Annotated in this window: 20 protein-coding genes and 3 tRNA genes; 10 read left to right on the top strand and 13 right to left on the bottom strand. The window is 61.3% G+C overall.

Annotated elements, in window-relative coordinates; genetic code table 11:
* Positions 1-5: 5 nt before the first annotated feature.
* The 8 genes from ruvB to QCL51_RS05870 form a co-directional block, all read right to left on the bottom strand.
* The gene (gene ruvB, locus QCL51_RS05905) at positions 6-1,052 is read right to left on the bottom strand and encodes a Holliday junction branch migration DNA helicase RuvB (RefSeq protein ID WP_003254766.1); all 1,047 of its coding nucleotides are present in this window, start codon (positions 1,050-1,052) and stop codon (positions 6-8) included.
* On the bottom strand, positions 1,049-1,666 hold the full coding sequence (ruvA, locus tag QCL51_RS05900; RefSeq protein WP_012273768.1) for a Holliday junction branch migration protein RuvA: 618 nt from the start codon (positions 1,664-1,666) through the stop codon (positions 1,049-1,051). The genes ruvB and ruvA overlap by 4 nt, the downstream gene beginning before the upstream one ends.
* A gap of 109 nt (positions 1,667-1,775) precedes the next feature.
* On the bottom strand, positions 1,776-2,300 hold the full coding sequence (gene ruvC / locus QCL51_RS05895; protein ID WP_003254769.1) for a crossover junction endodeoxyribonuclease RuvC: 525 nt from the start codon (positions 2,298-2,300) through the stop codon (positions 1,776-1,778).
* Positions 2,301-2,485: 185 nt separating this feature from the next.
* The gene (locus QCL51_RS05890; RefSeq protein WP_021783333.1) at positions 2,486-3,232 is read right to left on the bottom strand and encodes a YebC/PmpR family DNA-binding transcriptional regulator; all 747 of its coding nucleotides are present in this window, start codon (positions 3,230-3,232) and stop codon (positions 2,486-2,488) included.
* A 114-nt stretch (positions 3,233-3,346) separates the two neighbouring features.
* Entirely contained in the window at positions 3,347-5,122 is a 1,776-nt protein-coding gene (gene aspS, locus QCL51_RS05885) for an aspartate--tRNA ligase (RefSeq protein ID WP_028698159.1), read from the bottom strand.
* Positions 5,123-5,215: 93 nt separating this feature from the next.
* Positions 5,216-5,437 (bottom strand): zinc ribbon domain-containing protein, encoded by a 222-nt coding sequence (locus QCL51_RS05880; RefSeq protein ID WP_003254776.1) that lies wholly within the window; start codon positions 5,435-5,437, stop codon positions 5,216-5,218.
* 92 nt (positions 5,438-5,529) lie between these two features.
* Entirely contained in the window at positions 5,530-5,859 is a 330-nt protein-coding gene (locus tag QCL51_RS05875) for a ribbon-helix-helix domain-containing protein (RefSeq protein ID WP_021783331.1), read from the bottom strand.
* A 211-nt stretch (positions 5,860-6,070) separates the two neighbouring features.
* Positions 6,071-6,544: a Dps family protein gene (locus QCL51_RS05870; RefSeq protein WP_010952363.1), complete on the bottom strand. Its 474-nt coding sequence runs from the start codon at positions 6,542-6,544 to the stop codon at positions 6,071-6,073.
* A 281-nt stretch (positions 6,545-6,825) separates the two neighbouring features.
* Between QCL51_RS05870 and QCL51_RS05865 the strand changes: the two genes are divergently transcribed.
* Positions 6,826-7,419, top strand: coding sequence for a cold shock domain-containing protein (locus tag QCL51_RS05865; RefSeq protein WP_021783330.1), 594 nt, complete (start codon positions 6,826-6,828; stop codon positions 7,417-7,419).
* Positions 7,420-7,529: 110 nt separating this feature from the next.
* Here QCL51_RS05865 and QCL51_RS05860 read toward each other — a convergent pair whose 3' ends face one another.
* On the bottom strand, positions 7,530-7,736 hold the full coding sequence (locus tag QCL51_RS05860; protein ID WP_012051473.1) for a SlyX family protein: 207 nt from the start codon (positions 7,734-7,736) through the stop codon (positions 7,530-7,532).
* A 1-nt stretch (position 7,737) separates the two neighbouring features.
* Positions 7,738-8,157 (bottom strand): HIT domain-containing protein, encoded by a 420-nt coding sequence (locus QCL51_RS05855; protein WP_021783329.1) that lies wholly within the window; start codon positions 8,155-8,157, stop codon positions 7,738-7,740.
* Positions 8,158-8,847: 690 nt separating this feature from the next.
* On the opposite strand from QCL51_RS05855, the gene QCL51_RS05850 reads away from it, so the two are divergent.
* The 3 genes from QCL51_RS05850 to QCL51_RS05840 all read left to right on the top strand — a co-directional run bounded on the left by QCL51_RS05850 (position 8,848) and on the right by QCL51_RS05840 (position 12,978).
* Entirely contained in the window at positions 8,848-10,128 is a 1,281-nt protein-coding gene (locus tag QCL51_RS05850) for an OprD family porin (protein WP_021783328.1), read from the top strand.
* 160 nt (positions 10,129-10,288) lie between these two features.
* Positions 10,289-12,004 carry a proline--tRNA ligase gene (locus QCL51_RS05845; protein WP_021783327.1) on the top strand — a complete coding sequence of 572 codons (1,716 nt, stop codon included), beginning with the start codon at positions 10,289-10,291 and terminating at the stop codon, positions 12,002-12,004.
* Between the two features lie 20 nt (positions 12,005-12,024).
* Positions 12,025-12,978 carry a hypothetical protein gene (locus tag QCL51_RS05840; protein ID WP_021783326.1) on the top strand — a complete coding sequence of 318 codons (954 nt, stop codon included), beginning with the start codon at positions 12,025-12,027 and terminating at the stop codon, positions 12,976-12,978.
* Between the two features lie 27 nt (positions 12,979-13,005).
* On the opposite strand, the gene dinB is transcribed toward QCL51_RS05840, so the two are convergent.
* On the bottom strand, positions 13,006-14,067 hold the full coding sequence (gene dinB / locus QCL51_RS05835; protein ID WP_162149595.1) for a DNA polymerase IV: 1,062 nt from the start codon (positions 14,065-14,067) through the stop codon (positions 13,006-13,008).
* Positions 14,068-14,288: 221 nt separating this feature from the next.
* Between dinB and QCL51_RS05830 the strand changes: the two genes are divergently transcribed.
* The 5 genes from QCL51_RS05830 to QCL51_RS05810 all read left to right on the top strand — a co-directional run bounded on the left by QCL51_RS05830 (position 14,289) and on the right by QCL51_RS05810 (position 18,981).
* Positions 14,289-14,365, top strand: a tRNA-Met gene (locus QCL51_RS05830).
* A 133-nt stretch (positions 14,366-14,498) separates the two neighbouring features.
* A tRNA-Met gene (locus QCL51_RS05825) sits at positions 14,499-14,575 on the top strand.
* A gap of 134 nt (positions 14,576-14,709) precedes the next feature.
* Positions 14,710-14,786, top strand: a tRNA-Met gene (locus QCL51_RS05820).
* A 260-nt stretch (positions 14,787-15,046) separates the two neighbouring features.
* The gene (gene mprF, locus QCL51_RS05815) at positions 15,047-17,689 is read left to right on the top strand and encodes a bifunctional lysylphosphatidylglycerol flippase/synthetase MprF (RefSeq protein ID WP_028698162.1); all 2,643 of its coding nucleotides are present in this window, start codon (positions 15,047-15,049) and stop codon (positions 17,687-17,689) included.
* The gene (locus QCL51_RS05810) at positions 17,689-18,981 is read left to right on the top strand and encodes an AcvB/VirJ family lysyl-phosphatidylglycerol hydrolase (protein ID WP_021783323.1); all 1,293 of its coding nucleotides are present in this window, start codon (positions 17,689-17,691) and stop codon (positions 18,979-18,981) included. Before mprF ends, QCL51_RS05810 begins: the two co-directional genes overlap by 1 nt.
* A 48-nt stretch (positions 18,982-19,029) precedes the next feature.
* Here the strand turns inward: QCL51_RS05810 and QCL51_RS05805 are convergent, their stop codons facing one another.
* Positions 19,030-20,940 (bottom strand): potassium transporter Kup, encoded by a 1,911-nt coding sequence (locus QCL51_RS05805; RefSeq protein ID WP_021783322.1) that lies wholly within the window; start codon positions 20,938-20,940, stop codon positions 19,030-19,032.
* 235 nt (positions 20,941-21,175) lie between these two features.
* Between QCL51_RS05805 and rimO the strand changes: the two genes are divergently transcribed.
* Positions 21,176-22,507, top strand: a complete 1,332-nt coding sequence (rimO, locus tag QCL51_RS05800; RefSeq protein ID WP_021783321.1) for a 30S ribosomal protein S12 methylthiotransferase RimO — start codon at positions 21,176-21,178, stop codon at positions 22,505-22,507.
* 72 nt (positions 22,508-22,579) lie between these two features.
* Here rimO and QCL51_RS05795 read toward each other — a convergent pair whose 3' ends face one another.
* Positions 22,580-23,329: a hypothetical protein gene (locus tag QCL51_RS05795; protein WP_033738921.1), complete on the bottom strand. Its 750-nt coding sequence runs from the start codon at positions 23,327-23,329 to the stop codon at positions 22,580-22,582.
* Positions 23,330-23,334: the final 5 nt, after the last annotated feature.

Raw genomic sequence — 23,334 nt, 5'->3', positions numbered from 1 at the left:
ATCTGTCATTCATCGCCTGGCTCGGAAAAATCGCCCCCCTCCCCCAAGCGCCCGGGGATATTCAGCCCAAAGTGCAGATAGGCATGCCGGGTGACCACGCGGCCGCGCGGCGTGCGCATGATGTAGCCCTGCTGGATGAGGTACGGCTCAAGCACATCTTCGATGGTATGACGCTCTTCGCTGATGGCTGCAGCCAGGTTGTCCACGCCCACCGGGCCACCATCGAACTTCTCGATCATGGTCAGCAGCAGGCGACGGTCCGAGTGGTCGAAACCACGCTCGTCGACGTCCAGCAGGTTCAGCGCCATGTCCGCCACGGCCTTGGTGATCTGGCCCTTGCCGCGCACCTCGGCGTAGTCACGCACGCGGCGCAGCAGGCGGTTGGCGATGCGCGGCGTGCCACGGGCACGGCGGGCAATCTCGTAGGCGCCCTGGTCTTCGATGGCCAGGCCAAGGATGTTGGCCGAGCGGCTGACGATGGTGCTCAGATCCTTGTCGTTGTAGAACTCCAGGCGCTGGACGATACCGAAGCGGTCACGCAGCGGGTTGGTCAGCATGCCGGCACGGGTAGTAGCCCCCACCAGGGTGAAGGGTGGCAGATCAAGCTTGATGGATCGGGCTGCCGGGCCTTCGCCGATCATGATGTCGAGCTGGAAGTCCTCCATGGCCGGGTACAGCACCTCTTCGACAACAGGTGACAGCCGGTGGATTTCATCGATGAACAGCACGTCGTGCGGCTCGAGGTTGGTCAGCATGGCTGCCAGGTCCCCGGGGCGCTCGAGAATCGGCCCCGAAGTGCTCTTCACCGACACCCCCATTTCATGGGCGATGATGTTGGCCAGGGTGGTCTTGCCCAGGCCGGGCGGGCCGAAGATCAGCGTGTGGTCAAGCGACTCGCCGCGGCCTCGGGCCGCCTGGATGAACAGCGCCATCTGCTCTCGCACCACTGGCTGGCCGATGTACTCGTCCAGGCTCAGGGGGCGAATCGCACGGTCTTGGACTTCTTCGCGGTCGCGGCCACTGGCGGCAATCAGGCGGTCGGCTTCGATCACTTGGTAATCATCCCTTTCAGGCTGCGGCGAATCAGCTCTTCACTGCTCAGGCCGGCCTTGTCTTTGATCGCGGCGATTGCCTTGCTGGCTTCCTGTGGCTTGTAGCCCAGCGAGACCAGGGCACTGACTGCATCGGCCTCGGCACTGGACTCGCTGGCGACCGGTAAAGGCCCATCGGAGACCAGGGTGAACATGGCCGGCGAGGTTTCCCAGGCCTTGAATCGATCCTTGAGCTCGACCAGCAAGCGCTCGGCGGTTTTCTTGCCGACGCCTGGCACGCGCACCAGGGCTGAGGTGTCCTGGGCCTGCACGCAGCGCACCAGTTCATCCACTTCCAGCCCGGACATCAGCGCCAGGGCCAGCTTTGGCCCTACACCGTTCAGGCGGATCAGCTCGCGAAACAGCTCGCGCTCGCGTTTTTCGGCAAAGCCGTAGAGCAAGTGGGCATCTTCGCGCACGACCAGATGGGTATGCACCGTGACGGCTTCCCCCACTTTGGGCAGACGGTACAGCGTGGTCATGGGAACTTCCAGTTCGTAACCCACGCCGTTGACGTCGATAATCAGGTGAGGCGGTTGTTTTTCCGCCAGGGTGCCGCGCAAACGTCCAATCACGTTCCGATCCTTCCTCTCGGGGAGCCGGTCAAAGACCGCTCAACCCTATCAGCAAATGCAGCAGGTGAACGTATCACCCGAACAAAATGTGTATCAGCGCATGAAGCGCTTACAGACGCAAGCGCCCGCCGCGTCGCCGCGCTGTGCTCAAGCCATGCGGCACCAGGCTGGAGCGGGTGTGGGCGTGGCACAGCGCGATGGCCAGGGCATCGGAAGCGTCAATCTGCGGTTTTTGCGTCAATTTCAGCAGATGCATGACCATCATCATCACCTGCTCCTTGTTGGCACCACCCGTGCCGGCCACGGCCTGCTTGACCTGGGTGGCGCTGTACTCGGCGATCTCCAGGCCAGCCTCGGCGGCGGCGACGATAGCCGCGCCACGTGCCTGGCCAAGCTTGAGCGCCGAATCGGCGTTGCGGGCCATGAACACCCGTTCGATGCCCATGGTCACCGGGCCGTGCTGGGCAATGATTTCACTGACACCACGAAAAACAATCTGCAGCCGCTCGTGCAGCTCACCGCTGCCGGTGCGGATGCAGCCCGACGCCACGTACTCGCAACCACGGGCGGTCTGGCGTACCACGCCATAGCCGGTGATGCGCGAGCCAGGGTCGATACCTAGAATCAGAGTCATAAAGCCCGTCGAAAAAATGATGCATCTCTACAAACTGCGCCGGCCCTTTCGCGGGTAAACCCGCTCCTACAGGTACTGCACCACATTTGAAATGGGCGTAATACCTGTAGGAGCGGGTTTACCCGCGAAAGGGCCGGCACAGGCGCGATCAAACGCTCAGCGTTGGCACAAAATGCCAAATCACCTTAGCCTAGGTTTTCCATGATCTCGTCGGAAATCTGAGCATTGGAATAGACGTTCTGCACGTCGTCCAGGTCTTCGAGCATGTCGATCAACTTGAGCACCTTTTCGGCACCGTCCTGGTCGAGCTCGGCACTGGTGGTCGGTTGCATGACGATTTCTGCATCAGCGGCCTCGAAGCCAGCCTCTTCCAGGGCATTACGCACGGCATAGAAGCTGTTGAACGAAGTGAATACGTCGAACGAACCGTCGTCATTGGCCACCACGTCGTCGGCATCGGCCTCCATCGCCGCCTCCATCAACGCGTCCTCTTCCACGCCGGGGGCAAAGCTGATCTGGCCTTTGCGCTCGAACAGGTAGGCCACCGAGCCGTCAGTACCCAGGTTGCCGCCACACTTGGTGAAGGCATGACGCACGGCGGCAGCGGTACGGTTGCGGTTGTCGGTCATGGCTTCGACCATGATCGCCACGCCACCCGGGCCGTAACCCTCGTAGCTGAGCTCTTCGACGTTGTCGCTTTCGTTGGTGCCAGCACCACGGGCTACGGCGCGATCGATGATGTCGCGGCTCATGTTGGCGCCCAGGGCCTTGTCCAACGCCAGGCGCAGGCGCGGGTTGGATGCCGGGTCAGGGCCACCCTGCTTGGCAGCGACCGTCAGTTCACGGATCCACTTGGTGAAGACCTTGCCTCTCTTGGCATCCTGGCGCTCTTTGCGGTGCTTGATGTTCGCCCACTTGGAATGACCAGCCATATCGACTCCGAATCCTTTGAATCACAAACAGCCCCGCCCCATGACGGGGCGGGACGGGAAAATACCTGCGTCGAAACGCAAAGGCGCATCCATATGGATGCGCCCGGGGACTGCTTACTCGACCTTGGTCTGTTCGCGCAGTCGGATGTGCAGCTCGCGCAGGGCCTTGGCGTCGACCATGCCTGGGGCCTGGGTCATGACGCACGCGGCGCTCTGGGTTTTCGGGAACGCGATCACTTCACGGATCGACTGGGCGCCAGTCATCAGCATGACCAGACGGTCCAGACCGAACGCCAGGCCACCGTGAGGCGGTGCCCCGAACTTCAGAGCGTCGAGCAGGAAGCCAAACTTCTCTTCCTGTTCTTCTGCTTCGATACCCAGCAGGCGGAATACTGCCTGCTGCATCTCTTTACGGTGGATACGGATCGAACCGCCACCCAGCTCGGTACCGTTCAGGACCATGTCGTAGGCACGGGACAGGGCGCTGGCCGGGTTGGCTTCGAGCTCTTCCGGGGTGCACTTCGGCGCCGTGAACGGGTGGTGCAATGCAGTGAAGCTGCCGTCTTCGTTCTCTTCGAACATCGGGAAGTCGACAACCCACATCGGCGCCCACTCGCAGGTCAGCAGCTCGAAGTCGTGACCCAGGCGAATACGCAGCGCGCCCAGGGCTTCGCTGACCACCTTGAACTTGTCGGCACCGAAGAACACGATGTCGCCGTCTACGGCGCCAACGCGATCGAGGATGTTGTTGAGGTTGGCCTCAGGGATGTTCTTGACGATCGGCGACTGCAGGCCTTCGACACCCTTGGCGCGCTCGTTGACCTTAATGTAGGCCAGCCCCTTGGCACCGTAGATACCGACGAACTTGGTGTACTCGTCGATTTTGCTGCGCGGCATGCTGGCGCCGCCTGGCAGACGCAGGGCGGTAACGCGGCACTTCGGATCGTTGGCCGGGCCGGCGAACACTTTGAAGTCGACATCCTTCAACTGGTCGGCAACGTCGACCAGTTCCAGCGGAATACGCAGGTCTGGCTTGTCGGAGCCGTAGCGGCGCATGGCCTCTTCGAAGGTCATGTGCGGGAATTCGCCGAATTCCAGGTCGAGCACTTCTTTGAACAGCTTGCGGATCATGCTTTCGGTCAGGCCCATGATCTCGCTTTCATCGAGGAAACTGGTCTCGATGTCGATCTGGGTGAATTCCGGCTGGCGATCGGCACGCAGGTCTTCGTCACGGAAGCACTTGGCAATCTGGTAGTAGCGGTCGAAGCCGGCGACCATCAGCAGCTGCTTGAACAGCTGGGGCGACTGCGGCAGGGCGAAGAAGCTACCGGCATGGGTACGGCTTGGCACCAGGTAGTCGCGCGCGCCTTCCGGAGTGGCACGGGTGAGGATCGGTGTTTCGACATCGAGGAAGCCGTTGTCGTCCATGAAGCGACGGATGCTGCTGGTGATGCGCGAACGCAGGCGCAGCTTTTCAGCCATTTCCGGGCGACGCAGGTCGATGAAGCGGTAGCGCAGGCGGGTTTCCTCGCCGACGTCAGAGTACTCGTTCAGCGGGAACGGCGGGGTTTCCGCCTCGTTGAGCACAGTCAGCTGGTAGCCGAGGATCTCGATGGCACCGGAGGCCATGTTGGCATTCACTGCACCTTCAGGGCGCTTGCGGACCTTGCCGGTGATCTGTACGACGTATTCGCTGCGCACACGGTCTGCGGCGGCGAAGGTTTCGGCGCGATCCGGATCGAACACGACCTGGGCCATGCCTTCGCGGTCACGGATGTCGAGGAAGATCACCCCGCCGTGGTCGCGGCGACGATGGACCCAGCCGCAAAGGGTGACTTCCTGGCCGTCCAGGCTCTCGTTCAGTTGGCCGCAATAATGGCTGCGCATCATGATGGTGGTTTCGCTTCTCGTGATTCGTGTATTCGGTGGAGGCCTTGGCCGCCCGGAGGGCTAATACTGCAAGACCCGGTCACAGCATTCAACTCAGTCGGCCTTGTCGCCGCCTGCCAGATTCTTTTTCGCCCCGGTCTTGAAGTCGGTTTCGTACCAACCGTTACCGCTCAGGCGAAAGCCTGGCACCGACAGCAGCTTTTTCAGTGCCGGTGCCTGACAGGCCGGACAATCGGTCAGCGGCGCGGCGCTGATCTTCTGCAGCACTTCCATGCGGTGCTCGCAGGACGCACATTGATAGTCATAAAGGGGCATGGGTGTCTCTCGTCAACCATAACGCTGGCTGCCGGGGCAGCAAAAAGCGGGATTATATATGGTTAGCAAGCACTGCGCAGCCCGCCAGGCGATCAGCGAGCACTCGGCGGGTCCTGCAGCCACGCCACGCAGATGACCCGGATCAGCCCGCTGAAGTTGCGCACTCCACCCTGGCGCAGGTGCACTTCACGGTCCACATAGGACAACACGGCACTGACCGAACAACGGTTGGCGGCGGCAATGCGTTCCAGGATACCCCAGTAGACAGCCTCCAGGCGCAAACAGGTAGAAAAGCCGTTGAGCCGCACGGAACGTGACACCGGCTGCGTCTGCAGCATGTCAAAGTCCGCCTTGAACGGATCGATGCACTGTTTTCCTGGCCAGCTGCCTTGGCCTGCCATACGTTTGCTCGCTTGCATCATGCGCCACACTTCCTCGTCACAGGTACCAGGTGGCCTATGAAGCGCTGACGGGCGAGCTTAAAGCAGCGGCAAAATGTTCCTTTGCAAATACCAGGTTGCCAGGCGGACCCTGTGGGAGCAGGCGATGCGCTGGATGGCACCGGCTGCGCCGGCGTTCGCGGGCGCGCCCACTCCCACAGGGGTTGCGCAAGTTTTCCGCCTTGAGCAACGGTTACTTGTCGTCGAGCAGCACCCGCAGCATCCAGGCGGTTTTCTCGTGCACCTGCATGCGCTGCGTCAGCAGGTCTGCGGTCGGCTCGTCACTGACCTTGTCCACCACAGGGAAAATGCTGCGCGCAGTGCGCACCACGGCCTCCTGCCCCTGGACCAACTGGCGGATCATCTCGTCTGCCGGAGGGACACCTTCCTCCTCCTTGATCGACGAGTGCCGTGCATAGAATGCATACGAACCCGGTGCCGGGAAGCCCAGGGCACGGATTCGCTCGGCGATCGAATCGACTGCCAGCGCCAATTCGTTGTACTGCTCTTCGAACATCAGGTGCAGGGTGCGGAACGACGGACCGGTGACGTTCCAGTGGAAGTTATGGGTTTTCAGATACAGCACGTAGGTATCCGACAACAGGCGGGACAGCCCATCGACGATGGACTTGCGATCTTCTTCACTGATACCGATATCAATTGCCATGAAGCTCCCCTTTCCATAAGGCTTGAGACTCAAGCGGGCGCCGACCACTGTAGCAACACTTGCCGCATGCCGCATGTGACATGGCGCAACACATCGCCCACTGGGCGGCCTGCGGTTTGAGTAGGCTGCGGCTTTACTGTTAAATAGGCACTGTGCCACCCGTGCGGACTGTCATTGCCGGGTGCATAGGCTGGCCTGCCACGTGTTCGCGCTCCATATCTCATGCGCACCGTGCTGCCAGCTCTTCCTGTGATCGGCCTTATCAACAGTGAGCCAACCCCATGTTCAAGATCGTCCATCTGGTGACGGGCGTGGCAGCTTTGCTGCTATCGCTCATACCCAGCCTGAAAACCGATGCGACACCCTTCCTGCAACAACCTGACGCGGTCTACCTGGCCCTGCTCGGCCTGCTCAACCTGGTGCTGGCGCCGGTGGTGCCACTGTATCATCGCGGCGCGCGACAACAACTGCAGCATCTGGCCTGCGCCCTGTTGGTGGTCGCCGTCGTGCTGCAGACCCTGACGCTACTGGCCCGCCCGGAAATGGGCAACCTGGCAGCCCTGGTCTGCGCGGCACTGGCCGTGGCCCTGCATCTGGCCGTGGGCTTTGCACGCGGCCCACGCAAGGCACGCAGCAGCCAGCACGCGGCACAAGATGCCGGCAACCGTGATACTGGCACCGTCAAATGGTTCAACACATCGAAAGGCTTTGGTTTCATCTCCCGCGACTCGGGTGATGACATCTTCGTGCACTTTCGAGCCATCCGCGGTGAGGGCCACCGCATCCTGGTCGAAGGCCAGCGCGTGGAGTTTTCGGTGATGCACCGCGACAAGGGCCTGCAGGCCGAAGACGTAGTTGCGGTAACCCGCCGCTGACCGACTGACGCCATCAACGGCAAGCCAGGCTCCGCAAGGTCAGCGCTGCACCTGAGAGCAGCATCATACCTGTGGGGGCTGGTTTGCCGGCGATGGCAGCCTGGCAGAAATCAATAATGGGGAGGCGGCGCCTCTTCCCCTTCACTGCCATACTGGCCAACCATCTCTTCATGACGCTTGATCAGCTCGGCCATCTGCAATTGCAGCCGCTCGATCACCCGCGCTTGCTCCACCACCACGTCATTCAGCGCCTGGATAGCGTCATCCTGAAACGCCTGACGGGTTTCCAGCTCGACCATACGCATTTCCAATGTCATGTCAGGCCTCTTGGTAACCAGCAAGCTGCAGCCCGCGCAGACGCTGACGAACAGCCTGCAGTTGATCATCGGTGTAACCCACAGGCGCACACTTGCCCCATACCGGAGCCGGCCACGCGGCGTCGTCGCGCTGGCGCACGATCACATGCATGTGCAACTGGCTGACCACGTTACCCAAGGTAGCCACGTTCATCTTGTCAGCTGCGTAGCTGGCCTTCAGCGCTTCTGCCAACAGGGTGGTTTCCTGCCACAACTGCTGTTGCTCTGCCGCATCCAGCTCGAACAGCTCACTGATACCCGCGCGCTTGGGCACCAGGATGAACCATGGGTAATTGGCATCCTTGCTCAGCAGCAACTGGCACAGCGGAAACTCCCCCAGCACCAGCGAATCCTGCTGCAATCGCGAATCGAGGACGAACACGGCATATCTCCTTCAGGCAATACCATCCCGCGTCAGGCGGAAACAGGCCAGCAAGGATACCTTGCACATTCCCGGTAACACAGCGCTACTTTTCGCACCAAAATGAGGCCGCCTGACCGCCTTCCCCACACCTGCCACCCCACAAATGCCCCCGGATTAACAAGTTGCGGTAACACCTTGACTCTAATGGCAGGTTTTTAAATTTTAATGATTCTCGATCCCAAAAAACACCCAAGCCGCCTTCGCCCCGCATTTACGGTACTTTCCGACCCTCGGTAGCAGGTTTTGTGAAAATTTCATGAAGTGTTGCGAATTTTGAGCACGCTTGTTGCATTCCCTTCCCGCCAAGTCGGCACGACATCTGCAGTGGCAGGTGAACGCGACAAATAACAACAGCGACATGGGTTACCAGGGAGTTTCCTCAACCGGAATCGGCAGTTACAGATTCGTTACGGTGCCAGGAACAGCGCTGAGGTTATACGGCCCCTGAAACGGGGCGTGATTTGCGACATGGAAATACTTAAAAGCGACACGGCGAAAAAGTTCCGCAAAGAGTGCTTATAGCCATATCGCCAACAACAGTCTGCGTGCTATACATTTTCGCCGACATAACAAGAAAGAGCTGCCCCATATAACTAAAAGACTTGGACGCAGCGGTACTCTTCCTAAAAACCAAAGGAGCAAATCACGATGCGCGTGATGAAGTGGAGCATGATCGCCCTGGCCGTTGCGGCAGGGACCTCGCAGTTGGCAATGGCCTCGGCACAGGACGAGTCCAAAGGTTTCATCGAAGACAGCAAGCTGAACGTCAAGACCCGCATGCTGTATTTCAGCCGTGACTTCCGTAACAACGATAGCGGCAAGAGCCGCGTTGAAGAAACCGGCCTTGGCTTCCTCGGCACCTTCGAATCGGGCTTCACCCAAGGCACCGTAGGCTTCGGTGTCGACGCCATCGGCATGCTGGGCCTCAAGCTGGACAGCGGTAAAGGCCGCGCCGGCACCGGCCTGTTCCCGACAGGTTCCGACGGCCGTTCGCAAGACGAGTACTCCGAAGGCGGCGGCGCAGTGAAAATGCGCATTTCCAACACCGTGCTCAAGTTCGGCGACCAGTTCACCGCCCTGCCAGTACTGGCTACCGACGACAGCCGCCTGCTGCCGGAAGTGGCTGAAGGTGGCCTGATCACCAGCAACGAAATCGATGGCCTGACCCTGCATGCCGGTCACTTCACCGCGCTCAACGCCCAGGCTCAGACCTATCACGACAGCCTGAACCTGACTGAAGCCAACGTCTTTGGTGGCACCTATGCCATTACCGACAGCCTCAGCACCAGCGTCTACTACTCGCGTATCGAAGATCACTTCCGCAAGTGGTACGGCAACATCAACTGGGCGCTGCCGATCAGCGACAAGCAAGGCCTGGTGTTCGACTTCAACATCTATGACACCAAGTCGATTGGCAACAACCTGACCGGCGCATGGGTAAGCAAGTCCGACGGCACCAATGAGCTGGACAACATCGCAGCCAGCCTGTCGGGCGCCTACAACATTGGCGCCCACACCTTCACCCTGGCCTACCAGAAAGTCAGCGGCGACGGTGATTACGCGTACGGCGTGGACGGTGGCGGTACCGTCTTCCTGGCCAACTCCGTTGCCCGTTCCGACTTCAACGCCGAAGACGAAAAATCCTGGCAAGCACGCTACGACCTGAACTTCGCCGAGTTCGGTGTACCTGGCCTGACCTTCATGACCCGTTATGTTCGCGGTACCGGTGCCACCACCCGCACCACCGACAGCGGCAAGGAATGGGAACGCGACATCGACGTCAAGTACGTGATGCAAAGCGGCCCAGCCAAGGACCTGAGCTTCCGCGTTCGTCAGGCCACCTACCGCTCCAGCGACGGTGTGTACTACGGCTCCTCGTCGATCGACGAACTGCGTCTGATCGTGGAGTACCCGCTGAGCATCCTGTAAGCCTGGCTTGCAATGCCCCGCACCTGAAAAAGCCCGGCAATCACGCCGGGCTTTTTCTTGGCTGACAAGTGTCACGCCCTGGGGCATCCTGTACGCCTTCGTTTCCCCCCCGTACAATGCGGGGCTATTTCAACGTCTTAGGCAATCGACACGGCTAACCATGCGCACCAGTCAATATTTGCTCGCCACCCAGAAAGAAACCCCTGCCGACGCAGTGGTCATCAGCCATCAGCTCATGCTGCGTGCCGGCATGATCCGCAAACTGGCCTCCGGCCTGTACACCTGGCTGCCGATGGGCTTGCGGGTAATGCGCAAGGTCGAAGCCGTGGTGCGCGAGGAAATGAACGCCGCCGGCGCCCTGGAAGTGCTGATGCCGAGCATCCAGCCCGCCGAACTGTGGCAGGAATCCGGTCGCTGGGAGCAATACGGCCCTGAACTGCTGCGCGTGAAAGACCGCCACCAGCGCGACTTCTGCGTCGGCCCTACCCACGAAGAAGTGATCACCGACCTGGCCCGTAACGAGCTGTCCAGCTATAAACAGCTGCCGCTCAACATGTACCAGATCCAGACCAAGTTCCGTGACGAGATCCGCCCGCGCTTCGGCCTGATGCGTGGCCGCGAGTTCATCATGAAGGACGCCTACTCGTTCCATGCCGACCAGGCTTCCCTGCAGGAAACCTACGATCGCATGCACCAGGCGTACACCAATGTGTTCACCCGCCTGGGCCTGGACTTCCGCCCTGTGCAGGCCGACACCGGCTCGATCGGTGGCAGCTACTCGCACGAGTTCCACGTACTGGCCGAGTCCGGCGAAGATGACGTGATCTTCAGCGACAGCTCCGACTATGCCGCCAACATCGAGAAAGCCGAAGCCATACCGCGTGAAACCGTGCGTCCAGCGCCTACCGAGGAGCTGCGCCTGGTCGACACCCCGAACGCCAAGACCATCGCCCAGTTGGTGGAGAACCACGGCCTGCCGATCGAAAAGACCGTCAAGACCCTGATCGTGCGCGGCGCCGAAGAGGGCAAGCTGATTGCCCTGATCGTCCGTGGCGACCACGAACTGAACGAAATCAAGGCCACCAAGCTGGAACAGGTTGCCGACCCGCTGGTCATGGCCACCGAAGCCGAACTGCGCGAAGCCATTGGCGCCGGTGCCGGCTCGCTCGGCCCGCTCAACCTGCCACTGGAAATCATCATCGACCGCTCGGTTGCCCTGATGAGCGACTTCGGCATTGGCGCCAACATCGACGACAAGCACTACTTCGGCGTCAACTGGGAGCGCGATCTGCCGGTTCCACAAGTCGCCGACCTGCGTAACGTGGTCGAAGGCGACCCAAGCCCTGACGGCCAGGGCACCCTGGTTATCAAGCGCGGCATCGAAGTGGGCCACATCTTCCAGCTGGGCACCAAGTACAGCGAGGCGCTGAAGTGCCAGGTGCTGGGCGAGAACGGCAAGCCGGTCGTACTGTCGATGGGTTGCTACGGCATTGGCGTATCCCGCGTGGTTGCTGCTGCCATCGAGCAGAGCTATGACGACAAAGGCATCATCTGGAATGACGCCCTGGCTCCGTTCCAGATTGCCCTCGTACCGCTGCGCTACGAAACCGACGTGGTCCGCGACGCAACCGACAAGCTGTATGCAGAACTGACCGCCGCCGGCTATGAAGTGCTGCTGGACGACCGCGACAAGAAAACCAGCCCAGGCATCAAGTTTGCCGACATGGAGCTGATCGGCATCCCACACCGCATCGTCGTCAGCGATCGCGGCCTGGCCGAAGGCAACCTGGAGTACAAGCACCGCACCGAGCAAGACGCCCAGACGTTGCCGCTCAATGAAGTGCTGACCTTCCTGCAGGCCCGCGTTCGCCGCTGATAATCAATGCACGAGTGATCATGTTCAAGCGAAGTACCTTTACCCTGGGGGGTGCCGCACTATGCGGCACCCTGCTCCTCAGCGGCTGCGCCAACCAGATGTCCCAGCGCAGCGACCATGAGGAGCGCGTCGAGCGCAAACTGCTCGAGCACACCCTGCAGATCGATGTCGGTGAGCCGAAGGTGATGGAGCTTCCGCAGCGACGTGTGCGCGTGCATGAGCAAAAGCGCTTCGAAGTCACCGAGTTCGAAGTGACCCGTCGCTATGACCGCTACACGCCGTACCAACCCTGGCGTGAGATCTACGAGATCCCGCTGGGTGCAGTGGCCGTGGTGGCGGGTGTCGGCGCCAATGTGGTCAACGTCTTCGCCCTGGGCAACCTGCCGCAAAGCATCACGCATGACTGGCTCAGTTATGGCGTGGATGGGCTCAACCCGTTCATGAACGTGCCCTCCAACGGCCGCGCCCAGCAAAACCTGGCCGGGATCAGCGAAGTGCAGAAAGGCAAGCGCGAGGAATCCACCAGCCTGCCCTGGAGCGAGCGCCTGGTCGAGGTCAAGGCCGGCAAGATGACCCACGAGCTGACCACCGACCGCAATGGCGTGCTGCGTCTGAACCTGCTCGACAGCCCGTTTTCCGAGCAGAACCTCAACCACGTCGGCACCTTGCACCTGCAGGTACATGATGAGGACAATGCGGTAAGAGGCGATGCCAGCCTGCTGGTCAGCGCTACCCTGCGCAATAAGCTGCTTGAAGCCCATGAGCTGATCTTCGATGACCTCGAAGATGATGATGTCGGCCAGTGGGTGCACCGGGTCAAGCGCTTGTCCGAGCTGGGCCTTGAAGAGGAAGCCAGTGAAATGGAACAGAGCCTGATCGAGCTGACCCGCAACGATCCGGAGCTGCAGCAGGAGTTCTTGCAGTCGCTGACCAAGGCCACTGGCCGGTTGGTGGCCGATCCGGGCGTGCATTAACAGAATGGGGCTGCATTGCAGCCCCTTTCATTTATTAGGCGGGAACAGCTCCAGCTGTTCATGCGCCCCCCGCAAGTCACGCAACCGCACCCCTACCCCTAGCAAGCGTACCGGCTTGCCACCACGGGCGAATGCCTGCCCCAGCAATTGCCGATAACTCTCCAGGTCCCGGCCCGCGCCCGCCTGCTCCATGGTGGTCTGGCTGAAGTCATGGAACTTGACCTTGACGAACGGTTTGTCTGGCCGGTAACTGCTGTCCATACGGGCGATGCGTTCGTTCAGGCTGTCCAGCAATTCGGGCAGCCGCGCCAGGCAACTGGTCAGGTCTGGCAGGTCGGTATCGTAGGTGTTTTCAACACTCACCGACTGGCGTCGGCTGTCGTTGTGCACCGCACGCTCATCGATCCCCCGCGCCAGCCCCCACAACCGCTCGCCAAAACTGCCGAACTCGCGCACCAATGCCAGCCGTGACCACTCACGCAAATGCAGGCAGGTTTCGATGCCCAGCCGCGTCAGTTTGTCGGCCGTCACCTTACCCACCCCATGCAACCTGGCCACCGGCAAGGCTGCAACGAACGTTTCCACTTCATTTGGGGTAATCACAAACAGCCCGTTGGGTTTGCGCCAGTCACTGGCGATCTTGGCCAGAAACTTGTTAGGCGCCACGCCAGCCGACACGGTGATATGCAGGGTGCGGGCAACACGCCGGCGTATATCCTCGGCAATGCGCGTGGCGCTGCCCGAATACCACTGGCTGTCGCTGACATCCAGATAGGCTTCGTCCAGCGACAAAGGCTCGATAAGCTCCGTGTAGTCGCGAAAGATCGTGTGGATTTCCCGCGAAGCCTCGCGGTAGGCCTCGAAGCGCGGCTTGACGATCAACAGATCGGGGCAGAGCTTCAGCGCATGCCGCGACGACATGGCCGAGCGCACGCCATAGGCGCGTGCTTCATAGTTGCAGGTGGCGATGACCCCGCGATGGTCGGGCGAGCCCCCCACCGCCATGGGCCGACCGGCCAGGCGCGGGTCGTCACGCATCTCGATCGCAGCGTAGAAACAATCGCAGTCGACGTGAATGATCTTGCGCAAGGACATGGACGACCGTCAGCACTGTAAATTCATACAGATAGTATCGCATGCGCCCTGCTCTGAAACAGCTCACCTGCCTGGCCACACGATAATCGGCCTGAAAGCCCCGCCGTGCCTGAGCTGCATACTGTTATCAAGCGCTAAGGGTTTGAACAAAAAAGGTTTTTCCAAAACAATTGCTTGACATCGGGGCGCAAATCCGTAGAATTCGATCTCACAGGCGCGGGATGGAGCAGCCTGGTAGCTCGTCGGGCTCATAACCCGAAGGTCGTCGGTTCAAATCCGGCTCCCGCAACCAGATTCGAGAAAAGGCCACTGTTAACGCAGTGGCCTTTTTCTTTGCCCGCAAAAAAGCCTTTTCGAAAAAGCTCGAAAAATCAATGCCTAGCGCTTGACATATAAACTGTACGCTGTAGAATTCGCCCCACTGACGCGGGATGGAGCAGCCTGGTAGCTCGTCGGGCTCATAACCCGAAGGTCGTCGGTTCAAATCCGGCTCCCGCAACCAGATTCAAGAAAAGGCCACTGTTAACACAGTGGCCTTTTTCTTTGCCTGCTGATAAGCGTTTTCGAAAAAACATCGATAAATCAAAGCCTAGCGCTTGACATACAAACTGCACACTGTAGAATCCGCCCCACTGACGCGGGATGGAGCAGCCTGGTAGCTCGTCGGGCTCATAACCCGAAGGTCGTCGGTTCAAATCCGGCTCCCGCAACCATATTCGTCAGAACAAACCCCGCCTGTGTAAAGCAGCGCGGGGTTTGTTGCTTTATACCTTCCTGATTCTTGTCGCCTCGATTTTCCCTACCCTCATGCCAACTCGCAGGCTTGAGATGCCGTATCCAGGATGAACTATCTTTAACCGTGCCAGGCAGCTGCAAACGCCTGAGGCCGGAGTAACATTGGATACGTTTTCCTAAGGGACTTTCACTTGGCCGCACCTCTCCTTCACCTCGCGCAGCATGCCCGGGGCATCTCATGACTTCGCACAATCCCGAACCTCCGGTGCCACTCGCTACGGCGCTACCCGGTGCTGTGCAGCGCCTGCCCTTGCTCGAACGCCTAAGTCGCTACCGCCAGCCCATAGGCCTGATGGTGACCCTGCTACTGTTCACGATGGCCTTGATTGCCTGCCGCCACCTGCTGAACGAGCTGGACATCTATGCCTTGCACGATGCGATGCTCAGCGTGCCGACCCAGTCATTGCTGGGCGCCTTGCTGGCAACGGTGATCGGCTTTGTGATCCTGCTGGGCTACGAGTGGTCGGCCAGCCGCTATGCGGGCGTGAAACTGCCAGCACGCAGCCTGATATTGGGCGGTTTCAGCGCCTTTGCCATCGGCAACGCCATCGGCCTGTCGATGCTCTCTGGCGGCTCGGTTCGCTATCGCCTGTACGCACGCCTGGGCCTTGGTGCTGGCGAGGTCGCACGCATGACCGTGTTTGCCAGCCTGTCACTGGGCTGCGCGCTGCCGCCACTAGCCGCTCTGGCGACATTGAGCAACCTGCCGGCGGCCTCGACAGCACTCGGGTTGGCGCCCGGCCTGCTGGCCGCTGTCGCCAGCGCCGTGCTGGTGCTGTCTGCCTTGCTGGTCATTGGCTTGTACCGCCGACGCCTGGCCGAGCAACCACTGGCCGATAACCTGCTCGTTCAACTGGGCCGGCGCACACTTCGCCTGCCCAATGCGCGCCTGGCGGCCCTGCAACTGCTGATTACCGCGCTGGATGTGGCGGCGGCAGCCACCGTGCTCTACCTGTTGCTGCCAGAAGCCCCTCCTTTCGGCGCCTTTGTGCTGGTGTACCTGCTGGCCTTGGCTGCAGGCGTGCTCAGCCACGTACCGGGCGGCGTCGGGGTATTCGAAGCGATCCTGCTGGCGGCCTTTGCCGACCAACTCGGTGCCGCACCGCTGGCCGCTGCCTTGCTGCTGTACCGGCTGATCTATGTGGTACTGCCACTGCTGCTGGCCTGCGTGTTGCTGCTGGCCAATGAAGCCCGACGCCTGCTGTTTGCACAACAGGCCATCAAGGCCGCTTCGGGTCTGGCCGCACCGGTCCTGTCGATTCTGGTGTTCCTGTCCGGCATGGTGCTGCTGTTTTCCGGCGCCACGCCGGAGATAGACACGCGTCTGGAGCACATGGGCTTCCTGGTGCCACACCGGCTGATCGATGCCTCTCATTTCGGCGCCAGCCTGATCGGTGTGCTATGCCTGCTACTGGCCCAAGGCCTGCGTCGGCGCCTGTCCGCCGCCTGGCTACTGACCACCGTACTGTTGCTGGTCGGCGCCCTGCTGTCGCTGTTGAAGGGTTTTGACTGGGAAGAGGCTTGCCTGCTGACCTTCACCGCTGCCCTGCTCGCTCTATTCCGCCGCTCGTTCTATCGCCCCAGCCGCCTGCTGGAGCTACCCTTCTCGCCGGTGTTCCTGGTGGCCAGCGCCTGTGCGGTAGGCGCATCGGTGTGGCTGCTGCTGTTCGCCTACCAGGATGTGCCTTACAGCCATCAGCTATGGTGGCAGTTCACCCTGGATGCCGACGCTCCACGCGGTCTGCGCGCCGCCATGGGCAGCGCCTTGCTACTGGCTGCAGTGGCACTGACGTGGCTGCTGCGCACGGCGCCGCCGGTGATCCACCTGCCCGATGAAGAAGAGCTGCAACGCGCCAACCGTATCCTGCAGGCCTCCGACCAGCCCGACGGTGGCTTGGCGCTGACTGGCGACAAGGCGTTGCTGTTCCACCCTCGTGATAATGCGTTTCTCATGTACGCCCGGCGCGGCCGCAGCCTGGTGGCGCTGTATGACCCGATAGGCCCGGCCCAGGAACGCGCCGAGATGATCTGGCAGTTCCGCGACCTGTGCGACCTGCATAACGCACGGCCAGTGTTCTACCAGGTGCGCGCGGAGAACCTGCCGTTCTATATGGACATCGGCCTGACCGCATTGAAGCTGGGCGAAGAAGCCCGGGTCGACTTGCGCCGCTTCGACCTTGAAGCCAAAGGCAAGGAGATGAAGGACCTGCGCTACACCTGGAACCGCGGCGGACGCGATGGCCTGAGCCTTGAGATCCATGAGCCCGGCCACGCTCCGCTGGCTGAGCTGAAGGAAATTTCCGATGCCTGGCTCGGCGGCAAGAGCGTGCGCGAGAAAGGCTTTTCGCTGGGGCGCTTCAGCCCGGACTACCTGCAACACTTCCGCATAGCCCTGATTCGCTTCCAGGGCCGCCCGGTAGCCTTCGCCAACTTGCTGGAAACCCATGGAAACGAGCTGGCCAGCCTCGACCTGATGCGTGCGCACCCCGAAGCGCCAAAGCTGACCATGGAATTCATGATGATCGGCTTGATCCTGCACTACAAAAGCCATGACTACGGGCGTTTCAGCCTGGGCATGGTACCGCTGTCCGGTCTGCAACCAAGGCGTGGCGCCCCCTTGACCCAGCGCTTGGGTTCACTGGTGTTCCGCCGTGGTGAACAGCTTTACAACTTCCAGGGGCTTCGACGCTTCAAGGACAAGTTCCAGCCGGACTGGGAACCCCGCTACATGGCCGTGCCAGCCGGGCTCGACCCGCTGGTGGCACTGGCCGACACCGCCGCCCTGATTGCAGGCGGCCTGACTGGATTGGTGAAACGCTGATGACCCGACGCTTTTGGCTGTACCTGCTGGTTCCCCTGCTGCTGGCCGCCTTGGGTGGCGCGCTGGCCTTCTGGCTGTGGACGCGCCCGGCCCCCGAGGCACGCCTGGAACAAATGAGCATCAATGACACCAGCATCACCCTTGTTACCCCTGGTGTGCACCCCAAGGTCCGGGTGGCCATCGGTGTGCCACAAGACCAGGCACTGACGGGCAAGCAACTGCTCGACCTGAGCCAGGCCGGTGAAGCCCAGCTGGTGCAGGTAATTCTGCCGCCTAATGACTGCAGCAAGCAGCAACAGGCCATGGACCAGGCGCTGGCGCAACTGCCAGGAAAACCGACCCTGGTCGCAGGTATCGGCCCCGGTGCCGCTCAGGCCTGGCGTTGGCTGGCCAGCCAGGACAATGACAAGGCGCGGGCCATTTCCGTGGGCTTCACCCTCGAACAGCCTGGCTGCCAGGCACCGCTGCCCAAATCGGCTGCCCATGGCCACTGGAACGTCGCCTGGAACGACAACCCGGATGACGCCAGCGCCGCGTTCGTGCGCGACCAGGCCAACGCCGAAACCAGCATCAGCGACTACGACATCCACTTGCCACAAGTGCTCAAGGCGCAACTCACCCAAGCCCTGGTCGGCCATGACGGTAACGCACTGGCCATGCCGGTGGTCGAGGTGCCGGCCGGGCAAACGACAGACACGGTCACCTTGTTCCTTTCTGGTGATGGCGGCTGGCGCGACCTGGACCGCGACGTGGCCGGGGAAATGGCCAAGCTGGGTTACCCGGTGGTAGGCATCGACACGCTACGCTACTACTGGCAGCACAAGACCCCGGAACAAAGCGCCGCCGACCTTTCCGAGCTGATGCATCACTACCGGCAGAAGTGGGGTACCAAGCGCTTCGTATTGACCGGCTATTCGTTCGGCGCCGATGTGCTGCCGGCAATCTACAACCGCCTGCCGGTCGAGGACCAACAGCGTATCGACGCGGTGATGCTGTTGGCCTTTGCGCGCAGTGGCAGTTTCGAGATCGAGGTCGAGGGTTGGCTGGGCAAGGAAGGCCAGGAAGCGCCAACCGGGCCGGAAATGGCCAAGCTGCCAGCATCCAAGGTCGTCTGCGTGTATGGCGTAGAGGAAACCGACGAAAGCGGTTGCACGGAAAACACGGCAGTAGGTGAGCACCTCAAACTGCCTGGCGGGCACCACTTCGACGAGAACTACCCGGCACTCGCCAAGCGGTTGATTGGCGAGATCGAGACACGCCAAGGCAAGTCCCGCGTAGCTGAGCAGAATTGACAGGCATCAGGGCCGCTCTGCGGCCCTGACAGTACCGTATAACCCAATTCAGATCTCGACCTGCGTCCCCAGCTCGATCACCCGGTTCAACGGCAGGTTGAAGAAGCGCAGGTTGCCGTTGGCATTCTTCAGCAAGAACGCGAACAGGTTGCCCCGCCAGCGCGACATCCCCTCCAGCCGTGACGCGATCACCGTCTCGCGACTAAGGAAGTAGGTGGTGCGCATCGGCGTGAAGTCCAGGCCATCCAGATGGCACAGCTTCAACGCGGCAGGCACGTCCGGCTCATCCATGAACCCAAAGTGCAGCAACACACGGAAGAATCCGTCGCCATAGGCTTCCACCTCGAAACGCTCATGTTCCGGCACCCGGGGCCGGTCTTCGCTGACCACAGTCAGCAACACCACCTGGCTGTGCAGCACCTGGTTGTGCAGCATGTTGTGCAACAGCGCATGCGGCACGGCATCGGAGCGCGCAGTCAGAAACACTGCCGTACCCTCGACCCGGTGCGGTGGCTGAATGCGGATGCTGCTGATGAACAATGGCAACGGCAGCGCACCTTCATCGATGCGCTCGACCAGAATCTGCTTGCCGCGCTTCCAGGTGCTCATCAGCAGGAACAGCACACCGCCGGCCAACACCGGGAAGGCACCGCCCTGGGCGATTTTCGGCACGTTGGCGGCGAAGAACAGCCCGTCGACTAACAGGAAGCCGACCAGAATCGGCACTGCGAGCAGCGGCGGCCACTTCCACAGCAGCAGCATCACCGCGGATACCAGAATGGTGGTCATCAGCATGGTACCGGTGACCGCAACCCCATAGGCAGCCGCCAGAGCGCCCGACGACCCGAAGCCGATGACCAACAGCACCACGCCCGCCATCAGCGTCCAGTTCACCGCACCAATATAGATCTGCCCCTGCTCGTCGCTTGAGGTGTGCTGAATGTGCATACGTGGGATGTAGCCCAGCTGGATGGCCTGACGGGTCAGGGAGAAGGCCCCGGAAATCACCGCCTGCGAGGCGATAACCGTGGCCATGGTGGCCAGCCCGACCAAGGGCAGCAGCGCCCAGTCCGGCGCCAGCAGGTAGAACGGGTTGCGCGCCGCCTCCGGGTTTTGCAGCAGCAGTGCACCCTGGCCAAAATAGTTGAGCAGCAGCGCCGGTAGCACCAGGATGAACCAGGCCCGGGCAATCGGCTTGCGGCCAAAGTGCCCCATGTCGGCGTACAGCGCCTCAGCACCGGTCAGCGCCAGCACCACCGCACCAAGAATGGCCACGCCGATGCCTGGGTGCACCACGAAGAAGTTGACTGCCCAGCCCGGGTTGAACGCCTTGAGCACTTCCGGGCTCTGCGAGATGCCATGCACACCCAGCGCGCCCAGCGCCACGAACCAAGTCACCATGATCGGACCAAACAGCTTGCCGATCTTCTCGGTGCCGTGCTGCTGCACCAGGAACAGTGCCACCAGCACCACCAGCGAAATTGGCACTACCCAGTGGTCGATACCGTCGAAGGCCAGGCCTACGCCCTCCACCGCCGACAGCACCGATACCGCCGGGGTGATCATACTGTCACCATAGAACAGCGAAGCGCCGATCAAGCCACAGATCACCATAAGCGTGCGCAGCCGCGGGTAGGCCGCCGTGGCCCGCCGCGCCAGTGCAGTCAGCGCCATGGTGCCGCCCTCACCCTGGTTATCAGCACGCAAGATGAACATCACGTACTTGAACGACACCACCCACAGCAGCGACCACAGGATCAGCGACAGGATCCCCAGCACGCCATCATGGTTGACCGACACCCCATAGCCGCCGGTAAAGACCTCCTTGAGGGTGTACAACGGACTTGTGCCGATATCGCCATAAACCACACCGACCGCCGCCACGAGCAGGCCCACCGACCGCGACGCCCCCTGCTTCCCCTCGTGCCCGCCCTCAGCGTGACTGCTTGCCTGAACCATCGACCACTCCCGCAAACGGCCTTTACGGCCCTTGGTAATCACTTTGCCGCCAGGCCCTTGAAGGCACCCCGGCGCAACGGCGCGAAGCATAGCGCAGCGTTCGTCGTATTTCTGCTGGTCAAGCGCCCTTGCGCTCGCTAGAATTGCGCACTTTTTGATCAGAGGCGCCAAAAGCGCCCGTCAAGTTCGTCCCCGATTCCGGCCGGGCGACCTGCATTCAATACCGAGGTTAGTCATGTCCACCACGCCCGCCACCCCCAAGGTAGGTTTCGTAAGCCTGGGTTGCCCAAAAGCCTTGGTCGACTCTGAACGCATCCTGACCCAGCTGCGCATGGAAGGCTATGAAGTCGTGCCCACCTACGAGGACGCCGACGTGGTGGTGGTCAACACCTGCGGCTTCATCGACAGCGCCAAGGCCGAATCGCTGGAAGTGATCGGCGAAGCAATCAAGGAAAACGGCAAGGTCATCGTCACCGGCTGCATGGGCGTCGAGGAAGGCAACATCCGTGACGTGCACCCAAGCGTGCTGTCGGTCACCGGCCCACAGCAGTACGAGCAGGTGGTCAACGCCGTTCACGAAGTGGTGCCACCGCGTCAGGACCACAACCCGCTGATCGACCTGGTGCCGCCACAGGGCGTCAAGCTGACCCCGCGCCACTATGCCTACCTGAAAATCTCCGAAGGCTGCAACCACAGCTGCAGCTTCTGCATCATCCCGTCGATGCGCGGCAAGCTGGTCAGCCGCCCGGTGGGTGAAGTGCTGAGTGAGGCCGAGCGCCTGGTCAAGGCCGGGGTCAAGGAGATCCTGGTGATTTCCCAGGACACCAGCGCCTACGGCGTCGACGTCAAGTACAAGACCGACTTCTGGAACGGCCGCCCGGTCAAGACCCGCATGCTCGAGCTGTGCGAAGCGCTGAGCAGCCTGGGCGCCTGGGTACGCCTGCACTATGTGTACCCTTACCCGAACGTTGACGACGTGATCCCGCTGATGGCTGCCGGCAAGATCCTGCCGTACCTGGACATCCCGTTCCAGCACGCCAGCCCGAAAGTGCTCAAGTCGATGAAGCGCCCTGCCTTCGAAGACCGCACCCTGGCACGCATCAAGAACTGGCGCGAGCAATGCCCTGAGCTGGTGATCCGCTCCACCTTCATCGTCGGCTTCCCGGGCGAGACCGAGGAAGACTTCCAGTACCTGCTGGACTGGCTGACCGAAGCCCAGCTCGACCGCGTGGGCTGCTTCCAGTACTCGCCGGTAGAAGGCGCCCCGGCCAACGACCTGGGCCTGGAAGAAGTACCGGACGACGTCAAGCAGTCGCGCTGGGACCGCTTCATGGCCCACCAGCAGGCCATCAGTGCTGCCCGCCTGCAATTGCGTATCGGCAAGGAAATCGACGTGCTGATCGACGAAGTTGAAGAACAAGGCTCGGTTGGCCGCAGCTTCTTCGATGCACCGGAAATCGATGGCAGCGTGTTCATCGATGGCGACCATGGTTTCAAACCAGGCGACAAAGTGCGTTGCCGTGTAGTGGATGCCGACGAATACGACATGTGGGCTGAACCCATCTAAAACGGCTGAAGCCTGCAAAGCCCCTGCCCCGGCGCTCTCCATTAGGGAATGACCGGTGCAGGGGCTTTTTTGTCAGAACGTGTGGAACAGCATCAGGCCGCCCTCGGCATCCGGGCTGGCATCCGAGAAGCCTTTGACTGCGTAGAGTTGGACTTTCCACTGCGGGTTGAGCTTGTGGGTGAGGAACAAGGTAAGCTCCTTGATCTGCGCCCCGGTCGAGACCACTTTCTGCCGCCAATCGTAGGAGGCGCCGGCCGAAGTACCGACCGCCACCGGCAGGGCAAAACCGAGGCTGGCAAATACCGGGTCGTCGAAATCGCTATCGGGCGGGTCGCCGAATTTCTTCCAACCCAGTGTCGCGAAGCCGGTGACCGAGCCAAAGCCCTTGGTGATGTCGACCTGGGTGGTGTAGTCGTACTGTCCGGTGCCCAGGCACTGGTCTTCGTCGGCGGTGGGGAATTTGACCTTGCCGATCAGGTCCAGCATCAGGCCGCCGTCACTACCATCTAACAATGCATAGGCGACGCTGGCAACCGTGTCACCCAACCCGCTCTCCACGTCTCGGCAACCACCGGGCAAGGGGTCACCATTGGGGCCGACTTCGGGGTTGGTGATACGCAACCAGGGCACGGTAACCTTGTAAGTCATGGGGCCGCTCTCATACTTGCCGACCACTGGCAAATACCAGATTTCCGACGTGGTGCCGGTGCCATAGTCGCCACTTGAATAGTCCATGCCAATGGCGGCACTGAAGGTATCAGCCTGCACCGACACACAGGTGCATGAGAGCAAACAGGCGAAAAGAGCGAGCGAGGGTCTCATTTGCA

The sequence above is a fragment of the Pseudomonas sp. LTR0 genome (assembly GCF_036630035.1).
Lineage (GTDB): Bacteria > Pseudomonadota > Gammaproteobacteria > Pseudomonadales > Pseudomonadaceae > Aquipseudomonas > Aquipseudomonas putida_Y.
Note: the sequence above shows the minus strand (reverse complement) of the source record. Positions and strands in the feature narration are given on the sequence as shown.